19 protein-coding genes and 1 pseudogene are annotated in these 16,600 nt (G+C 34.3%); 18 read left to right on the top strand and 2 right to left on the bottom strand.

The features are described 5' to 3' along the window. Positions 1–6: 6 nt before the first annotated feature. Positions 7–744, top strand: a complete 738-nt coding sequence (locus tag UMR38_05480) for an SDR family NAD(P)-dependent oxidoreductase (GenBank protein ID MEC9485308.1) — start codon at positions 7–9, stop codon at positions 742–744. Positions 745–850: 106 nt separating this feature from the next. Then, a complete protein-coding gene (locus UMR38_05485; GenBank protein ID MEC9485309.1) occupies positions 851–1,243 on the top strand; it encodes a secondary thiamine-phosphate synthase enzyme YjbQ in 393 nt (130 codons plus the stop codon). 22 nt (positions 1,244–1,265) lie between these two features. Here UMR38_05485 and zupT read toward each other — a convergent pair whose 3' ends face one another. Next, positions 1,266–2,075: a zinc transporter ZupT gene (gene zupT, locus UMR38_05490; GenBank protein ID MEC9485310.1), complete on the bottom strand. Its 810-nt coding sequence runs from the start codon at positions 2,073–2,075 to the stop codon at positions 1,266–1,268. 159 nt (positions 2,076–2,234) lie between these two features. Here zupT and UMR38_05495 point away from each other — a divergent pair, with 159 nt between their 5' ends. The 16 genes and pseudogenes from UMR38_05495 to UMR38_05570 all read left to right on the top strand — a co-directional run bounded on the left by UMR38_05495 (position 2,235) and on the right by UMR38_05570 (position 15,949). Further along, complete coding sequence (locus UMR38_05495; GenBank protein ID MEC9485311.1) at positions 2,235–2,705, top strand: MarR family transcriptional regulator; 471 nt, start codon at positions 2,235–2,237, stop codon at positions 2,703–2,705. Next, complete coding sequence (locus UMR38_05500) at positions 2,689–3,048, top strand: hypothetical protein (GenBank protein ID MEC9485312.1); 360 nt, start codon at positions 2,689–2,691, stop codon at positions 3,046–3,048. Before UMR38_05495 ends, UMR38_05500 begins: the two co-directional genes overlap by 17 nt. Beyond that, positions 3,041–3,847 carry a heliorhodopsin HeR gene (heR, locus tag UMR38_05505; GenBank protein ID MEC9485313.1) on the top strand — a complete coding sequence of 269 codons (807 nt, stop codon included), beginning with the start codon at positions 3,041–3,043 and terminating at the stop codon, positions 3,845–3,847. The genes UMR38_05500 and heR overlap by 8 nt, the downstream gene beginning before the upstream one ends. 10 nt (positions 3,848–3,857) lie before the next feature. Continuing rightward, positions 3,858–4,330 (top strand): annotated as a pseudogene (locus UMR38_05510) (glutathione peroxidase). Positions 4,331–4,639: 309 nt separating this feature from the next. Beyond that, the gene (locus UMR38_05515) at positions 4,640–5,572 is read left to right on the top strand and encodes an ATP phosphoribosyltransferase regulatory subunit (protein ID MEC9485314.1); all 933 of its coding nucleotides are present in this window, start codon (positions 4,640–4,642) and stop codon (positions 5,570–5,572) included. Then, entirely contained in the window at positions 5,565–6,185 is a 621-nt protein-coding gene (hisG, locus tag UMR38_05520) for an ATP phosphoribosyltransferase (protein ID MEC9485315.1), read from the top strand. Before UMR38_05515 ends, hisG begins: the two co-directional genes overlap by 8 nt. Before the next feature lies 1 nt (position 6,186). Further along, positions 6,187–7,461, top strand: a complete 1,275-nt coding sequence (hisD, locus tag UMR38_05525; protein MEC9485316.1) for a histidinol dehydrogenase — start codon at positions 6,187–6,189, stop codon at positions 7,459–7,461. Further along, on the top strand, positions 7,451–8,473 hold the full coding sequence (hisC, locus tag UMR38_05530; GenBank protein ID MEC9485317.1) for a histidinol-phosphate transaminase: 1,023 nt from the start codon (positions 7,451–7,453) through the stop codon (positions 8,471–8,473). The genes hisD and hisC overlap by 11 nt, the downstream gene beginning before the upstream one ends. Beyond that, positions 8,460–9,038 carry an imidazoleglycerol-phosphate dehydratase HisB gene (gene hisB, locus UMR38_05535; GenBank protein MEC9485318.1) on the top strand — a complete coding sequence of 193 codons (579 nt, stop codon included), beginning with the start codon at positions 8,460–8,462 and terminating at the stop codon, positions 9,036–9,038. The genes hisC and hisB overlap by 14 nt, the downstream gene beginning before the upstream one ends. Beyond that, positions 9,038–9,640, top strand: a complete 603-nt coding sequence (gene hisH / locus UMR38_05540; protein MEC9485319.1) for an imidazole glycerol phosphate synthase subunit HisH — start codon at positions 9,038–9,040, stop codon at positions 9,638–9,640. The genes hisB and hisH overlap by 1 nt, the downstream gene beginning before the upstream one ends. Then, a complete protein-coding gene (gene hisA / locus UMR38_05545) occupies positions 9,637–10,368 on the top strand; it encodes a 1-(5-phosphoribosyl)-5-[(5-phosphoribosylamino)methylideneamino]imidazole-4-carboxamide isomerase (protein ID MEC9485320.1) in 732 nt (243 codons plus the stop codon). The genes hisH and hisA overlap by 4 nt, the downstream gene beginning before the upstream one ends. After that, positions 10,338–11,099 (top strand): imidazole glycerol phosphate synthase subunit HisF, encoded by a 762-nt coding sequence (gene hisF / locus UMR38_05550; protein ID MEC9485321.1) that lies wholly within the window; start codon positions 10,338–10,340, stop codon positions 11,097–11,099. Before hisA ends, hisF begins: the two co-directional genes overlap by 31 nt. Positions 11,100–11,103: 4 nt before the next feature. Beyond that, on the top strand, positions 11,104–11,703 hold the full coding sequence (hisIE, locus tag UMR38_05555; protein MEC9485322.1) for a bifunctional phosphoribosyl-AMP cyclohydrolase/phosphoribosyl-ATP diphosphatase HisIE: 600 nt from the start codon (positions 11,104–11,106) through the stop codon (positions 11,701–11,703). Beyond that, positions 11,700–12,479: a histidinol-phosphatase HisJ family protein gene (locus UMR38_05560; protein ID MEC9485323.1), complete on the top strand. Its 780-nt coding sequence runs from the start codon at positions 11,700–11,702 to the stop codon at positions 12,477–12,479. Before hisIE ends, UMR38_05560 begins: the two co-directional genes overlap by 4 nt. Before the next feature lie 544 nt (positions 12,480–13,023). After that, on the top strand, positions 13,024–15,276 hold the full coding sequence (locus UMR38_05565) for an ATP-binding cassette domain-containing protein (protein ID MEC9485324.1): 2,253 nt from the start codon (positions 13,024–13,026) through the stop codon (positions 15,274–15,276). A 1-nt stretch (position 15,277) separates the two neighbouring features. Then, positions 15,278–15,949 carry a DUF3159 domain-containing protein gene (locus tag UMR38_05570; protein MEC9485325.1) on the top strand — a complete coding sequence of 224 codons (672 nt, stop codon included), beginning with the start codon at positions 15,278–15,280 and terminating at the stop codon, positions 15,947–15,949. On the opposite strand, the gene UMR38_05575 is transcribed toward UMR38_05570, so the two are convergent. Then, a complete protein-coding gene (locus UMR38_05575) occupies positions 15,946–16,527 on the bottom strand; it encodes a hypothetical protein (protein ID MEC9485326.1) in 582 nt (193 codons plus the stop codon). The two genes, UMR38_05570 and UMR38_05575, sit on opposite strands and share 4 nt — an antisense overlap. Positions 16,528–16,600: the final 73 nt, after the last annotated feature.

Consider the following 16,600-nt stretch of genomic DNA (forward strand, 5'->3'; position numbering starts at 1 on the left):
AAAAGAATGAAAGATCGAACAGTTCTAGTGACAGGCGGTTCTGGGGGGATTGGGCAAGAGATTGTAAAACGCTTTGTCCATGATGGTTATTTTACAATAATCCATTATCATTCTCATGCAAAAAGAGCAGAAGCTTTACAAAAAGAACTCTTTACTAAGGGATATGAGAACACAATGGTTGTAGGGGCAGACTTAACCAATCCTAAAGAAATTGATGACCTTATCTCAACATTAGAAGAGAAGCATATTATTGTGGATATACTAATTAATAATGCTGGAATCAAGGATGATGACAGATTGGAAGATATGTCAGATCAGCAGTTTAAAAAAGTCATTGAAATCAATGTTAGTGCACCATTTATGTTGACGAAACGTATTGTTCCGATGATGAAAAATCAGCGCTATGGAAGAATCATTAATATTTCAAGCGGTCTTGCACAACATGGCGGTATCGGAAAGATTAATTATGGGGCATCCAAAGCTGCCATTGAGAATATGACAAAGAACCTTGCAAAAGAATTAGGCCCTAGTGGGATTACTGTTAATACTGTTGCCCCTGGATTAATCGAAACAGAGATGACAGAAGATGTGACAGATAAAGCAAAAGAAGAATATATAAGTCGAGTACCAATTAGACGATTAGTTGAAGCAAAGGATGTTGCTCATGCATGCGCGTTTTTTGCAGATGAGCGGAGTTCTGCCATCAGTAATCAAGTGATTGGCGTGAATGGTGGATTACGGTAAATTAAGAAGCACATCGATTGATGTGCTTTTTTGTTATTTATAAAATTCTATATTAATGATATAATAGATAGAGAAACGGTTATAAGATGGTAAAAAAGGAGGAAACATGTATACAATTGAAGTAAGAACGACAGAATCAGACCAGTTTGTTGATATTACTAAACAAGTACGTAATATTGTCAAAAAGATGCAAATTGATCATGGGATCGTTGTTGTCTTTACCCCGCACACAACAGCAGGGATTACAATTAATGAAAATGCTGATCCAGATGTCACATCAGATATGATCAAGGGATTAAATGATGGTATTAAAGATTTGGAGAGTTTTGAGCACAGTGAGGGAAATTCACAAGCACACATAAAATCTTCAGTCATTGGCGCAAGTGAAACAGTCTTAATCGAAGATAGTGATTTGGTATTAGGGACTTGGCAAGGTATTTATTTTTGTGAATTTGATGGCCCTAGAAATCGCCAAATTATGATTCAAGTAATCCAATAAAAAAGCACTTTAAGTGCTTTTTTTATACGAACAATACTAAACTTGTCGCCATAACAATCATGCCAAGTATCACACCAGTAATCGCGATATGGTGTTTTCCATACTTTTCAGCAGTAGGTAACAACTCATCAAGTGAAATATAAACCATAATACCGGCTACAGCTGCAAAGACTATCCCAAATAATGCCTCTGATAAAAAGTTATACAATAGAAAATATCCAATAAAAGCCCCAATTGGTTCAGATAAACCGCTTAAAAATGAGTAATAAAAGGCTTTTTTCTTACTTCCTGTGGCGTAAAAAATAGGCACACTAACGCTAATACCTTCTGGTATATTGTGAATAGCAATTGCAACAGCAATAGAAATACCGAGAGATGGATCTTGTAATGCCGCCATAAAGGTAGCTAATCCTTCGGGAAAGTTATGAATAGCAATTGCTAAGGCACTAAATAATCCCATTCTAAGTAATGTTTTATTACGTCTATTAGTATTTAACATATCATCCGTATCATGTACCTCATGAGGGTTTTCTGCATTTGGAACTAGCCGATCGATTAATGCAATTAAAGCAATCCCTATGAAAAAGGATAAGGTCGTAATCAAGTAACCATGGGAAGCATTTCCATAATATATCTCTAACGAATCTCTTGCCTTTACAAATATTTCAATCATAGACACATAGATCATAACTCCAGCACTAAAGCCTAGGGCACCACTCAAAAAGCTTGCATTGGTTTTCTTTGTATAAAATGCTAATGCACTTCCTATTCCTGTAGAAAGGCCTGCAAACAGTGTTAACCCAAATGCGAAAAAAATTGTTTGTGTATCCATATCTAGGCACTCCTTTATAAATTATGTGGCTTCATATAGTAATATTTTAACAAAACTTTCTCTCTATTGCTATAAATTTTAGAGTAAAGTACTTGATTTTACAAAAACATTAGGATAAGATTAAAATATCATTAGGGTACAAATAATAGAGGTGATAAAATGATTAGTAAAGATTATGACTCAGAAGATATACTTAAATTAGACAATCAACTATGTTTTAGACTATATTCAGTTTCACGTAAAATGACAAAAACCTATCAACCATATTTAAATAAGTATAATCTTACATATCCACAATATATTATTATGTTAGTTGTATTTGAGAAAAAAGTAATCGACTTTAAAGAACTCAGTGAGAAAGTAAATTTAAGAACGGGAACTTTAACACCGATTTTAAAAAAATTAGAACAACTGGGTTATATTAATCGTGTAACTAACCAAGAAGACAAGCGTAAATTAGATGTTATATTGTCTGAAAAGGGTGAAGTATTAAAAGAACATATTGTTGAGGTGCCAATAGGACTAGCAAAAGACTTACAAGTCTCACTAGATATGTATCATACGTTAGTTGAACAACTTGATGCATTGGATAAAAAATTAGATGAGGTCATTGATGCTTATGAAAAATAGAATCATTGTTGGGCTGATCACGGGTGCTATTCTAGGTGTTTTATGTATCATTGGTGCCAACTTAAGATACTCAAACTCATTAAGTAATGCTTACTTATTTGCTTTTTGGTATAACCGGCTCATTATGGGATTTGTCATTGCTTTATTACCTAAGAATAAGAATGTAGTATTAAGATTAGTTAGAGGGTTGATAATTGGCGTTTTAATCTCGTTTATGTTCTATAGTTCGACTGATTTTATGGATGTGACGGGATTTCTCGCAGGAGGCGTTTATGGCATTATCATAACCTTAGCTATAGATTATTGGGATAAATTTAAAGAAGGAGAGAAAAAAAATGAATGAGATTTCGTTTCAAAAGTTAAGAAAATTTAACTTGATTATGGGAGGGTTACATCTCTTCCAAGGCATTTTGATGATTGTTTTGGGATTAATCATCACTGATTTAGGCAATTTTAAAATGAAGGTTTTCCAACATTACTTAACGTATGTTGAAACAGGACCGGACAGTGGCTATCTTGCATTTGATCGCAGTGAGATTTTCACCTTACCATTTTTTGTATTAGTAGCCGCATTCTTACTTATTAGTGCGATTGCACATGCTTTAGTATCAATCCCTGATAAGCTAAATTCAATTTACAATGATGATCTTGAAAAAGGCATTAACCGTTTTAGATGGTTTGAATATGCATTAAGCTCATCTATTATGATTGTATTAATTGCTTATCTATTTGGTGTATGGGATATTGCATCTTTAATCCTGATCTTTATCGTCAATGCATCAATGAATCTCTTTGGACTTGTTATGGAACAACTTAATAGCGGAAAAGAAAAAACAGATGTAGATTGGGGACCATTTATTTGGGGAACCATAGCTGGTTTAGCACCATGGATTGCTATTATATTGTACCTAAGTGGACAATCCCCAGAAGCAACCGCAGAAGTTCCGTGGTTTGTTTGGGCAATTGTCGGAACGTATTTTGTCGCATTCAATAGTTTCCCTGTCAATATGGTCTTACAATATTGGCGAAAAGGAAAATGGACAAACTATATGTATGGAGAACGGGGATATATCGTATTAAGTTTAGTCGCAAAAACTGTACTCGCTTGGCTCGTCCTTGTCGGGGCATTACAACCTAATTAAGAAGTTCTTAATGAATTTATTTGACATAGAAGTAGAAGATTATCAAGGTAAAGTGACCACACTAAAAGAGCATAAAGGCAAAGTTATTTTAATTGTTAATACCGCTAGTAAATGTGGTACACACCGCAACTAGCTGGTTTACAAGATCTATATAAAACCTATAAAGATCAAGACTTTGTCGTACTCGGGTTTCCATGTAACCAATTTTTAAAGCAAGAGCCTGGATCAATGGGAGAAATCCTCGATTTCTGTCAAACAAACTATGGCGTCAGTTTTCCAATTTATGCAAAACTAAAAGTTAAAGGAAGACATCAAGCAAAGTTGTATGACTATTTAGTTAATTACTCTCCAGAGCGTAAAGGCAAAAAAATCAAGTGGAACTTTGAGAAATTCTTAATCAACCGAGAGGGTGAAATTATCCATCGGTATAAACCCAAAGTGACACCTGAAGACATAAAAGAAGATATCGAAAACCTCCTATAGTTCTTTTTAAAACAAGCAGGCCAAGCGCCTGCTTGATTTATTTTATAAATCTTAATCAAACCACTTGCAGGAATGTTTTAAGTATGTTAATATACTTATGATACTTTAACGATGTAAAGCAATAAAGAGGTGCGAACTATGAAGTCAATAAATTTAGTACAAGTACATCATCATTGGTAAAAACGGGCTCTATTTATAAACACAGTTTATAGATACAAGCCTATTTAATGATGAATGCTTGTATCTATCTAAAAGGTAACTTTAACTAGGTAGATAAACCTAGTTTTTTTAATGGAAAGGACGATTAATATGATTAATATAAAAGAAGAACTAACATTTATTAAAGCACGGAACACGATTTTAAAACAGTTTGATAATCTTGCTGAAGAGAAAGGTTTTATTAAAGTTGAAAGTGATTATTTTGAGAATTATGATGATTTTAAAGAATTGAATCAACGACAAAACACAAAAGAATTCATTAAAGTACAAGATTTAAGAGGGAATCTATTCTTATTACAACCTGATATAACTTCGAATATTATCAAACAAGTTATTCCAAGAATTGAATCGGATATGACACTTGAGTTATTTTACTCTGATAATATCTTTTATTATGATGCTGGTGAAATTGTAACAAAACGACAATTTGGTGTAGAAGTCATCGGTGAAGAAGCTTTAGATGCAGATGTTAAGATGATTCGATTTATTAAAGATATATTTGAAATTTATGAGATTGATTATGCGATTGAGATTGGTAATCAAGCGGTCATTAATATCATCATACAAAATATGAATTTATCCCAAAAAGATGCCAACCAGTTGAAGCGGTTATTAATTGACAAAAACAAGCACGATTTAAAACGCTATTTGAGATCTAAAAACACAACAAACTACAATACGTTTTTACTTGCTTGCATAGATAAACAGAATCAATTAGATGAGTTAATTGATGATGTTAAGCGACTTCATTTAGATGAACGTCTTTTATTAGAACTACAAAAACTAAATGATATAGCAAATGAGATAAAACAAGATAATGTATGGTTTGATTTGTCAATCGTAAATCAGTATGATTACTATAATGGTCCCATTTATAAAGGCTATATTAAAGGATATAAAGAAGAAGTATTAAGTGGTGGAAGATATGACTACTTAACTGTTGAATTTGGATCTCTGACAAGAGCGCTTGGATTTAGTCTTGATATGAATGTCTTTATCAATGAGGTGATTAACAATGGCTAGATATTTAAAGTTTGCATTACCAAAAGGTCGACTAGCGGACAGTGTATTTAGTGTATTAGAAAAAGCTGGATACAAAATAGAAGTACCAAAGAAGACACGTAAACTTGTCGTCACAGATGAGGCGAATCAATTCAAGTATTACTTTGTGAAGCCAAGTGATGTCGTGACCTATGTAGATGAAGGTGTTTGTGATATTGGTGTGGTCGGTAAAGATACCATTTTAGAAAGTAGTGCTTCAGTCTATGAGTTGTTCGACTTAGGAATAGGTAAGTGTAAAATGGTTGTTGCCGGGTTGCCAAACTATACCTATCAAGGAGAGTTACGCGTCGCAACAAAATATCCAAAAATTGCTAGAGAATATTATGCAAAAACCAATCAAACAGTGAATATTGTAAAGTTAAACGGTAGTGTTGAGTTAGGTCCAATATTAGGCTTAAGTGATGTTATTGTAGACATATATGAAACCGGTAGAACACTTAGAGCCAATGGTCTTGAAGTCATTGACGACTTCTTAGATATATCCAGTCGTGTCATTGCGAACAAAGCGAGTTATAGACAAAAATACACCGAAATAAAAACCCTACTGAATCGCTTAGAACAAGAAGGTGAATAGAATGTTAACACAAATATTATTAGAAGATTTAGAAGAAACATTAGATATAGTCAATCAAAACGTTGAAGAAGAAACGCGTGTTGTAAAAGAGATTATTAAAAATATACGCTTGAACGGTGACTTAGCGCTTAAAGCCTATACAAAAAAATTTGATCATGTATCAATACAAGATTTTCGAGTGTCAGACAAAGAAATTAATGATGCGTATAATCGCTGTAGTAAGGAACTTATTGATGACCTTAAAACTGCGTATCAAAACATTACACTTTTTCACGAGGCACAAATCTCAGAAGGATATAAATTAAGCGTAAGTCAAGACAGTTATGTCGGTCAAAAAGTCGTTCCGATTCAAGAAGTTGGATTATATGTTCCTGGGGGAACAGCTGCCTATCCATCAACAGTATTAATGAATGCCGCTCCTGCCAAGATTGCTGGTGTCAAAAGAATTGTCATGATCAGTCCCCCAGATAAAAAGGGAAATATTAAAGATATCATTCTAGCTGCGGCAAAAGTAGCTGGCATTGATGAAGTCTATCGCTGTGGAGGAGCGCAAGGGGTTGCTGCACTAGCTTACGGTACAGAATCTATTCAACCTGTTAATAAGATTGTTGGACCAGGTAATATCTTTGTTGCCTTGGCTAAAAAAGAAGTTTTTGGCAAAGTTGGTATTGATATGATCGCAGGCCCTAGTGAAATTTTAGTTTACGCAGAAGCATCTACTAACCCTGAGTTCGTAGCCGCTGATCTATTATCACAAGCAGAACATGATATTAGAGCCCGTTCTATTTTAGTCTCAACATCACAATCATTAATAGACCAAGTGAACAAGGTGTTAAGACAACAAACCGATAAATTAGAACGGAAGGCGTTTATCGAACAAGCATTGAAAACAGGGGGTATGGCTATTTTAGTAGATGATGATGACGAAGCAATCGAAGTAATCAATCAAGTTGCCCCAGAACATTTAGAACTCTTAACAGATAACGCCGAAGCATTATCAAATGAAGTCATTAATGCAGGTGCAATCTTTATTGGCCCATATTCTCCTGAACCGCTTGGTGATTATATCGCAGGTCCAAACCACACATTACCAACAAGTGGTACAGCGACATTCTCTCAGGCATTAGGCGTTGATGATTTTGTGAAAAAGATGTCGTTGATTAAATATAGTAAAGAGAACTTATTTGACTATAAAGACAGCATTATGAGACTTGCTGACATCGAAGGACTAACGGCTCATAAAAATGCGATCAAGGTGCGATATGATGAAAATTAAACAAGCCATTCAAGCACTCAGACCTTATCAAGTTAATGACCTACAAGCAGATATTATTTTAAATGCCAATGAAACTAAAAACTACTTGTTTGATAAGGGCATTACACTCGATTTTAATACCAGTAAATATCCGAATACATTTGCTGATTCACTAAGAGAGTCGCTGAGTAAGCAATACGCATTAGCACCAGAAAACTTTGTATTAGGTAATGGATCAACCGAATTATTAGAAATACTTGTAAAAACATTCAGTGAAAAAAACGATACAGTACTTACATTCTCACCAACATTTTCAATGTATCAAATTTATGCTCAAATACATGAAGTAAAATACGAAACCATTCCGTTACATTCTGATATGACATTGTCAATACAGACGTTAATTGAAGCAGATGACAAACTAAAACCAAGTATCATCTTTGTCTGTAATCCCAATAACCCAACAGGAACATTAATTCCGAAAGAAGATATCATTCAGCTATTAAATAACACACAAGCACTTGTTGTTGTAGATGAAGCCTATATGGAGTTTGCTGATGAACAAGAAAGCCTTGTCGCAGAAATTGGTACGTATGATAATTTGATTATTGCAAGAACATTCTCAAAAGCATATGGACTGGCTGGATTGCGAATTGGCTATATGATAGGAAATACACAACTTATTGATACACTTTTCAAAGTGAAATTACCCTACAGTTTAAACCAAGCATCAATTCAATATGGGTTAAAAGCTCTTTCAAAAACGACGCAAGTGAAACAGTTTATTCGTAATTTAATCAAAGAAAGAGACATCTTATACAATCAACTAAAAGCATTAGATTTAACTGTGTATCCAAGCTCAACGAATTTTCTTTACATTAAAGCCAACCAACCCCTGGATGCACTATTATTAAAAAAAGGAATATTAATACGATCATTTAACAATGGGTACTACCGTATAACCATCGGTAATGCCACAGAAAATCAACGTGTGATTCAAGCATTAAAGGAGGTTTATCATGAGACAAAGTAGTTTAAATAGACAAACGAAAGAAACAGATATTAACGCAACGCTGAAATTAGATGGTAGTGGTAAAACTAAAATAAATACAGGGATAGGTTTCTTTGATCACATGCTGACAGCCTTTGCCTTCTATGCGAAGATCGATTTAACAATTATGGTTAAAGGAGACTTAGCGGTAGATGATCACCACACAGTTGAAGATGTCGGGATTGTGATTGGTCAATTGATTAATAAGAGTCTAGGTGACAAAAACGGTATCGCCCGATTTGCGTCGACTTTGACACCGATGGATGATGCTTTAGCAGACATCGCACTAGACATATCTAATCGTCCCTACTTAACCTTTAATGCTACGTTTACCCGTGAAAAAATAGGACAGTTATCACTTGAAAATGTTCAAGAGTTTTTCTATGCATTGATGATCGAAAGTCGTATGACATGCCACATCAATTTACGTTATTTTGAAAACAATCATCATGCGGTTGAAGCTATTTTTAAAGGATTCGGAAGAGCTTTAAATATGGCTAAAAGTATCACCGGTAATACTGTTTCATCAACTAAAGGTGTTTTATAATGAATGTTATAATTGATTATAAAGTTGGTAATATTGGCTCAATATCACGTGGATTAGAACGTGCTGGTATTGAAGCGAAAATCAGTTCAGAAGCCAGTGACATCGAACAAGCAGATATCTTGTTTTTACCGGGTGTTGGCGCATTTAAAGATGCAATGCAAGATTTAGAGAAAACGGGGTTGATTCCACTGATTAAAACCCATGTAAAAAACGGTAAATTATTAGTAGGGATCTGTTTGGGTATGCAGTTATTATTTGATAGTAGTACTGAGTATGGTCAAACAGAGGGATTAGGGTTCATAACGGGGAATGTTATTTATTTAGATATCAATAAAAAAGTCCCACACATGGGATGGAATGAACTGCTGTTTAATCAAGAGGATAATATATTAAAAAATATTAATGAATCAGATTATGTGTATTTTGTCCACTCCTATTATGCTGATACGCCTTCTGAAAATGTTATTGCGTATACAGACTATGAGATAAACATTCCTGCTATCGTAAGAAAAGATAATGTCATTGGCATGCAGTTTCATCCTGAAAAAAGTGGCCAAGTGGGACTGAAATTACTACAGGCAATTAAGGAGATGGGACAATGATTATTTTTCCAGCCATAGATCTAATGGGGGGTAATGTTGTTCGATTACAACAAGGTGACTTTAAAGAAAAGACTATTTATAGCAGTAAGCCTGTTGAGATTGCCAAAGCCTATGAAAAAGCTGGTGCTACATGGCTTCATGTGATTGATTTGGATGGTGCAAAAACTGGTTCTCAGAAAAATGATGCTGTTGTAAAAACTATCATTGCAAACACATCATTAAAGCTTCAAGTAGGTGGTGGGATACGCTCTGTGAAACGGATTGAAACGTTACTAAACATGGGTGTTAACCGCGTTATATTGGGCACCTTTGCGATAAAAGAAATGGCTCTTTTACCGAGTTTAACAAAACGTTTCTCAGATCAAATCATTGTGTCAATTGATGCGAAAGATGGCTATGTTACCTATCATGGATGGCAAGAAACATCTGCCAAAAGAACCATTGATTTTTGTCAAGATTTAAGTCAGGCAGGAATCAAAACCATTGTATATACCGATATTGCGAAAGATGGTATGATGGCAGGGCCTAATTTCAATGACTATCAAATACTTTCAGAAAAGACTAACTTAAATGTTATCGCTTCTGGTGGTGTGAGTACTTATAACGATGTTATAAAATTAAGTCAAATGGACTTATATGGTGCCATTATAGGGAAAGCACTATACACAGAAGATATCAGTATAAAGGAGGCAATTCTATGCTCGCAAGACGCATCATCCCCTGTCTAGATGTTAAAGATGGACGTGTGGTAAAGGGATCACAATTTCAAGATTTAAAAGATGTCGATGATGCTAAAAAACTCGGAAAACGGTATAGCCTTGAAGGAGCAGATGAACTTGTATTTTATGACATCACAGCTTCGCATGAAGCACGAGAAATATCCTTACAATTCGTAGAAAAAGTAGCTGAAGAAATTAATATTCCATTTTGTGTAGGTGGTGGATTAAAAACGATAGATGATATTGCTAATGTGTTGAATAAAGGAGCTGACAAAGTTTCGATAAACTCAGCCGCAATCGATAATCCCAATTTGATTAAAGAAGCATCAGAAAAATATGGTGCTCAATGCATTGTACTATCAATGGATGTTAAACAAATCGATAATGAGTATATTGTCTTTAAAAACGGCGGACGTGTAAATACAGGTCTAGATGCACTTGAGTGGGCTAAAAAGGGTGTTAAACTGGGTGCTGGAGAACTTGTCATTAACAGTATGAATCATGATGGCATGAAACAAGGTTTTGATATGCCATTATTAAAGAAGATTACTCAACTTGTATCTGTTCCAGTAATCGCATCAGGTGGCGCTGGAAGCATTCAAGATTTTGTCGAATTAGCTAAATCAACAGATGTGGATGGCTACTTAGCCGCTAGTGTGTTCCACTATAAGGAAATCGCAATCGATAATTTAAAAGAAACATTAAAACAAAACAATATACCAATACGTATAGAGAGGTGACACTATGACACTACAATTTAATAAAGATGGGTTAATCCCAGTTATTGTACAAGATGTTTATACGAATGAAGTGCTTATGTTAGCTTATATGAATCAAGAGGCTTACACTAAAACAATAGATACAAAAGAAATGGTCTACTATAGTCGAAGTAGACAAACACTATGGAAAAAAGGTGAAACATCAGGGAATATTCAACGGTTAACGAGTCTATCATATGATTGTGATGAAGATACCTTGCTAGCTAAAGTGGAACAAGTTGGCGCAGCTTGTCATACAGGTAATAAAACGTGTTTTTACCGTGATGTTTATAATAATAATCGGGTGGCAAACGATACCATCTTACCCATTTTATTCAACGTTATAAAACAAAAGCAACAAAACCCTGATGGTGGGTATACCAACTATTTATTTGAAAAAGGGATTGATAAAATTCTTAAAAAGGTCGGTGAAGAAGCGAGTGAAGTGATTATCGCATCTAAAAATAACAATGAAGAAACGATTTATGAAATTAGCGATTTATTTTACCACTTGCTGGTATTAATGGTGAATAATGGCATCGAACTTAGTGATATCTTTAAGGAACTGAGTAGTCGGAGAAAATGATCCATTTTACAAAAGACTCACACATTCACACCCACTATTCTCCAGATGCTGATCAAGAAGCAACTTTTTCAAAATACATCAAAGCTGCCGAAAAAATAGGATTAAGTGAAATTACCTTTACCGATCATGTTGACTTTGATGCGAAACATCCACTTTTTTACGATATGATCGATTATGATAATTATATCAATGCATTTAATCAAGCAAAAAAAGAAGCCAAAATCAGAGTTCGTTTAGGGGTAGAAATAGGGTATCAATCACATATGGCAAAGACCATCAATGCATTTATAAAAACCTATCCTTTTGAGTTTGTCATTTTATCAATTCACTATGTTGAACAGAAAGATCTCTATACACAAGAGTATTTTGAATCTAAAACAAAACAAAAGGCTTATCAAATGTATTTTGATACTGTCCTTGATGCGATTAATAACATTGAACAATTTGATGTTATTGGTCATTTAGATTATATTACACGATATAGTCCATTTGGTGATTATGATTATCCCATATATAAAAAACAGATTGATTACATTTTAAAAGCTTTAATTGAAAGAAAAAAAGGAATTGAAATTAATACATCGGGTCTTATCAAAGAAAACAGACCTTATCCTAAAATTTCTGTTATTAAGCGGTTCATTGAATTAGGTGGTCAAACCATTACACTCGGTTCTGACAGTCATCAAATATCAGAGTTAGCTCGTGGATTCGATCACATAAATACATTATATAATAATGAGATTAAAGGCATGCTGTTCAAAAACAATAGCAATTAAGTGACTCAGTAAGATGTTAGTAGACGCAAAAAGAACTGTGTTTACTAACATCTTTTGTGTAATAATAAGAGATGACAATATACCTATAGCTAGTATGAAGAATAAACTTGGCATCTCTAATTTAGCTATGAGATTAGTCATAACCTTCAGGTGATATTGAAGGAAAGATTATCGATGCAGATAACAAAATGTATGAACACAAAGCTAAAATGAAAAACTATAAACGTCGTAAAACAGATTAAAGTTTGGATTTTCCAAATTTTTATTTGGAAAAAGGAGAAAATCTTTCTTCAATAATGTATATATGAATGAAAGGTAATGTGTCTTTGGGTGATAAGAATCAAGTAATCTAGCCCAGTCTTGTTACTATTGAACATACAACCTTTCTACAATAATATTCTAATACCTTTTGGATTCCTTTAATTTAAGAATCCTCCCTTAGTTTAAAGATGATATACATGCCCTTGTATATCATCTTTTTTATTGCTTATTAATTTCATTAGGGCACTTATAGTGTATAATGAAATTAACTGAGGTGAGGAAGATGTTAAAACTTAAGAACATAGCAAAAGATTATAAAGTTGGTGAACGATATTTTCGTGCAGTAAATAATATCAATATTGAAATGCATCCAGGAGAGTTTGTTGCGATTTTAGGACCGAGTGGGTGTGGGAAAACAACGTTGTTAAATATTATTGGTGGATTAGATCGATATAGTGAAGGTGACTTGTTAATTAATGGTGTGAGTACAAAAGATTTTAAAGAATCGGATTGGAACGCATACCGTAATCACAGTATTGGTTTTGTATTTCAGAGTTATAATTTAATTAACCATTTATCAGTGTTAGATAATGTTGAATTAGGTATGACTTTATCAGGTGTTACTGCTCAAGAACGTAAGGAGCGAGCACTAGAGGTACTTGATCGGGTAGGCTTGTCATCACATATTCATAAACGGCCAACAAAACTATCTGGTGGAGAGAAACAGCGCGTTGCGATTGCTCGTGCATTAGTGAATAATCCAGATGTTATTTTAGCCGATGAACCAACCGGTGCTCTCGATAGTGAGACAGCACGAGAAATTTTATCTTTAATACAAGAAGTAGGAAAAGACAAATTAGTTATCATGGTGACGCATGCAAAAATGTACGCCGATGAGTTTGCTTCACGAACGATCGAGTTAAAAGATGGCGAAGTGATTCATGAAACAACACATAAGGATATTGCAAAAAGCGAAGGAGAATATCACCCAACCCAAACATCGATGAGTTTTTTAACTGCGCTCAAACTCTCCTTTAATAATCTGAGAACCAAAAAACTTAGAACAATTATAACTGCGTTAGCTGCCAGTGTTGGTATCATTGGCATCGGTCTTGTATTATCAATAAGCAATGGATTTCGTGAACAAATCTCTGAAATAGAAACCGATCAGCTTGTTAACTTGCCTATTTTAATAGGACGTGAAGAAATGGAAGTAGGGTTTGATCGGGCTGGCGCAACCACGTATGTCCCGGAGGATTATGAAGATAATGAAATTGTTATATATGATCCCAATCAAGATACCCATACCAACCTTTTAACCCAAGAATTTATCAACTATTTAGAAACAATGGATGATGATATCTATACGAATATTCATTATGAATATGGCTATGTACCAACAGTGCTCACAGAAAGAGATGGCACAGTAGAAAGAATGGATTTACAAAACATCGGATTTAGTCCATTTGTCATTAGCCAAGAGAAAATCACAGACTACTATACAGTTAAGGCTGGTAGACTGCCATCAACTACAAATGAAGTCGTTCTATTGATGGATGAATGGAGTGTTGTTGAAAAGGATATTATTGAAGCCTTAGGATATGACGCCGACCAAACATTGTATTATGAAGATGTCTTAGGAAAAGAGCTTTACATCGCCTTAAATGATGATTTATATATCGAACAAGGAGAAATCTTTTTACCGAATTATAATAATTTAGATACTGTAGCTGATAACGGTATAACGATGACTATCGTTGGTCTTGTAGAAGCAAGTGATGACGCCCTTGAATATGGCAATGGGGGTATTAAATATTTATATGAATTAAAAGAAGAATTGCTTACGATTAATGCACAGTCTAATATATGTACAGTACAAGAGAATCAAGATCAATCCGTATTTGACTTAGTGAACTTAACGGATGAAGAAAAAGAACAGGTATTAAGTTTCATCGGCTGTAATACAACCCATCCCTTTTTAATTCAAATATATACTGATAGTGTTGAACATAAAGATGCGATTAAAACACATATCGCAGAATATAATGAAAACCAACCACTTGAAAGTAAAATATTTGAAACAGACTTAGCTGCAGCAATAGGAGACACACTCAGTACATTGATCACTTCAATTAGTGTGGTATTAACTGCCTTTGCGGCAATATCACTGGTAGTGTCTAGTATAATGATTGGTGTCATAATATATATTAGTGTATTAGAGCGGACAAAAGAGATAGGTATCATTCGGTCTCTTGGAGGTTCAAAACGTGATATAGGACGCGTATTTAATGCGGAAAGTATCATCATCGGGACATTTGCTGGACTCATTGGAATTGCGTTAACTTATATTTTAACCTTCCCAATTAATTACTTTGCAGGTAACTATGATGAAGCCTTATCAACTGTCGCTCAAGTGAACATCCTTCATTTAATTGGTCTCGTCCTCATTTCTGCATTCTTAACCTTTGTTGGTGGCCTTATTCCTTCTCGGATTGCGGCCAAAAAAGATCCTGTTGACGCGTTAAGAGTTGAATAATATGAAAGACCTTTTTAAAGATATTGTGGATGAGTTAATCTTTGTACTAAAAGGAAACACCTTAGATATATTGATTCCACCTATCTTGTTTTATGTGGGCTTACGGTTCTTTGACTTGTTTATAGCCTTACTTTTCTCCTTAATGTTTGCGTGTATCATGCTTGGGATTCGTTTACACAAAAAAGAAAAATGGTATTATGCAGTTGGTGGCATAATTGGGACACTGGTAGCGGCTGTAATGGTCTATATCAATACCAATGCCTCTAACTTCTTTTTACCAGATTTAATTGGAACAGGCGTGTTTATCGTCGTAACAGCCCTATCTATCCTCATAAAAAAACCTCTTGCGATGTTTGCATCTCACATCACAAGAGGGTGGGATATTGATTGGTTTCTTAGAAAAGATATTTATCCTGCCTACTTAGAAGTAACTATTTTCTGGCTAGGGTTTTTCATTCTCCGTTTTATTGTCGAGTTAACCCTATATCTAACATCAACAACGGAAGAACTTGTAGTTGCTAATATTATCATGGGGCTACCCTTATTAATTTTTGTTTTAACTATTAGTTATATTTATGGTATCTGGCGTTTAAAAACACTAAATGGACCAGGTATCGATGAATATCATGATGAAAAAACCCCACCCTACAAAGGGCAACGTAAAGGATTCTAATTTATATTAGCACGGTGATATTCATTACGTTTATTTGTATCGATAATCACCTGTCTTATAAACAGTGCTTTAAAGAGTATAATGATAATTAAAGTGATTGACGTCAGTAAAGTAACATTTCCAATCGCTGGAATAACAAACGGCATGTTAAAGAGATCAATCAGATATACATAAATCTCATGAAACAATAAGATATAATGTGTACTTAGGCCAAAGCCTACAAGAATAGCAAATGTTGTTACTAATAATTGTGTGTAGTGTTCAATCACCAAAGTAATACTTACTATAAAGATTAAAAGTAATAATACTTGTCGAATAAAGTTTAAGTTATAGACCATAGAATACACTTCTGTTGTTGTATTTAAGTAGATTATTAAAATACTCGAACTGATGGTATATACTAGAAATATGAAAGCTAAAACTATCTTATAGTAAGATCGTTTTTTCATCGTGAAAAGCACCGTTAAAATATAGATATCCATGATGATAAGGACATAGGTGTTAGTGATACCAAATAAAATAGGTATGATACTTATCCCTGCAATGAGTAATCCGGTATTAGCCTTTGTTTGTCTCACAGTATCCACTCCTTTTGTCTATTATAACAAGTAGCATAAAAAAATCACGTTCAAATTAACGTGATTTTTTGTT

The sequence above is a fragment of the Candidatus Izemoplasma sp. genome, from assembly GCA_036172455.1.
Lineage (GTDB): Bacteria > Bacillota_I > Bacilli_A > Izemoplasmatales > Izemoplasmataceae > JAIPGF01.

Excerpts from the sequence above, each read along its gene's own strand:
- UMR38_05570 (MEC9485325.1), top strand. The coding sequence starts at position 15,278 with ATGAAAGACCTTTTTAAAGATATTGTGGATGAGTTAATCTTTGTACTA.
- UMR38_05480 (MEC9485308.1), top strand. The coding sequence starts at position 7 with ATGAAAGATCGAACAGTTCTAGTGACAGGCGGTTCTGGGGGGATTGGG.
- UMR38_05560 (MEC9485323.1), top strand. The coding sequence starts at position 11,700 with ATGATCCATTTTACAAAAGACTCACACATTCACACCCACTATTCTCCA.
- hisB (MEC9485318.1), top strand. The coding sequence starts at position 8,460 with ATGAGACAAAGTAGTTTAAATAGACAAACGAAAGAAACAGATATTAAC.
- zupT (MEC9485310.1), bottom strand. The coding sequence starts at position 2,075 with ATGGATACACAAACAATTTTTTTCGCATTTGGGTTAACACTGTTTGCA.
- hisA (MEC9485320.1), top strand. The coding sequence starts at position 9,637 with ATGATTATTTTTCCAGCCATAGATCTAATGGGGGGTAATGTTGTTCGA.
- UMR38_05565 (MEC9485324.1), top strand. The coding sequence starts at position 13,024 with ATGTTAAAACTTAAGAACATAGCAAAAGATTATAAAGTTGGTGAACGA.
- hisC (MEC9485317.1), top strand. The coding sequence starts at position 7,451 with ATGAAAATTAAACAAGCCATTCAAGCACTCAGACCTTATCAAGTTAAT.
- UMR38_05495 (MEC9485311.1), top strand. The coding sequence starts at position 2,235 with ATGATTAGTAAAGATTATGACTCAGAAGATATACTTAAATTAGACAAT.
- heR (MEC9485313.1), top strand. The coding sequence starts at position 3,041 with ATGAATGAGATTTCGTTTCAAAAGTTAAGAAAATTTAACTTGATTATG.
- hisF (MEC9485321.1), top strand. The coding sequence starts at position 10,338 with ATGCTCGCAAGACGCATCATCCCCTGTCTAGATGTTAAAGATGGACGT.
- hisG (MEC9485315.1), top strand. The coding sequence starts at position 5,565 with ATGGCTAGATATTTAAAGTTTGCATTACCAAAAGGTCGACTAGCGGAC.
- hisH (MEC9485319.1), top strand. The coding sequence starts at position 9,038 with ATGAATGTTATAATTGATTATAAAGTTGGTAATATTGGCTCAATATCA.
- hisIE (MEC9485322.1), top strand. The coding sequence starts at position 11,104 with ATGACACTACAATTTAATAAAGATGGGTTAATCCCAGTTATTGTACAA.
- hisD (MEC9485316.1), top strand. The coding sequence starts at position 6,187 with ATGTTAACACAAATATTATTAGAAGATTTAGAAGAAACATTAGATATA.
- UMR38_05515 (MEC9485314.1), top strand. The coding sequence starts at position 4,640 with ATGATTAATATAAAAGAAGAACTAACATTTATTAAAGCACGGAACACG.
- UMR38_05500 (MEC9485312.1), top strand. The coding sequence starts at position 2,689 with ATGCTTATGAAAAATAGAATCATTGTTGGGCTGATCACGGGTGCTATT.
- UMR38_05485 (MEC9485309.1), top strand. The coding sequence starts at position 851 with ATGTATACAATTGAAGTAAGAACGACAGAATCAGACCAGTTTGTTGAT.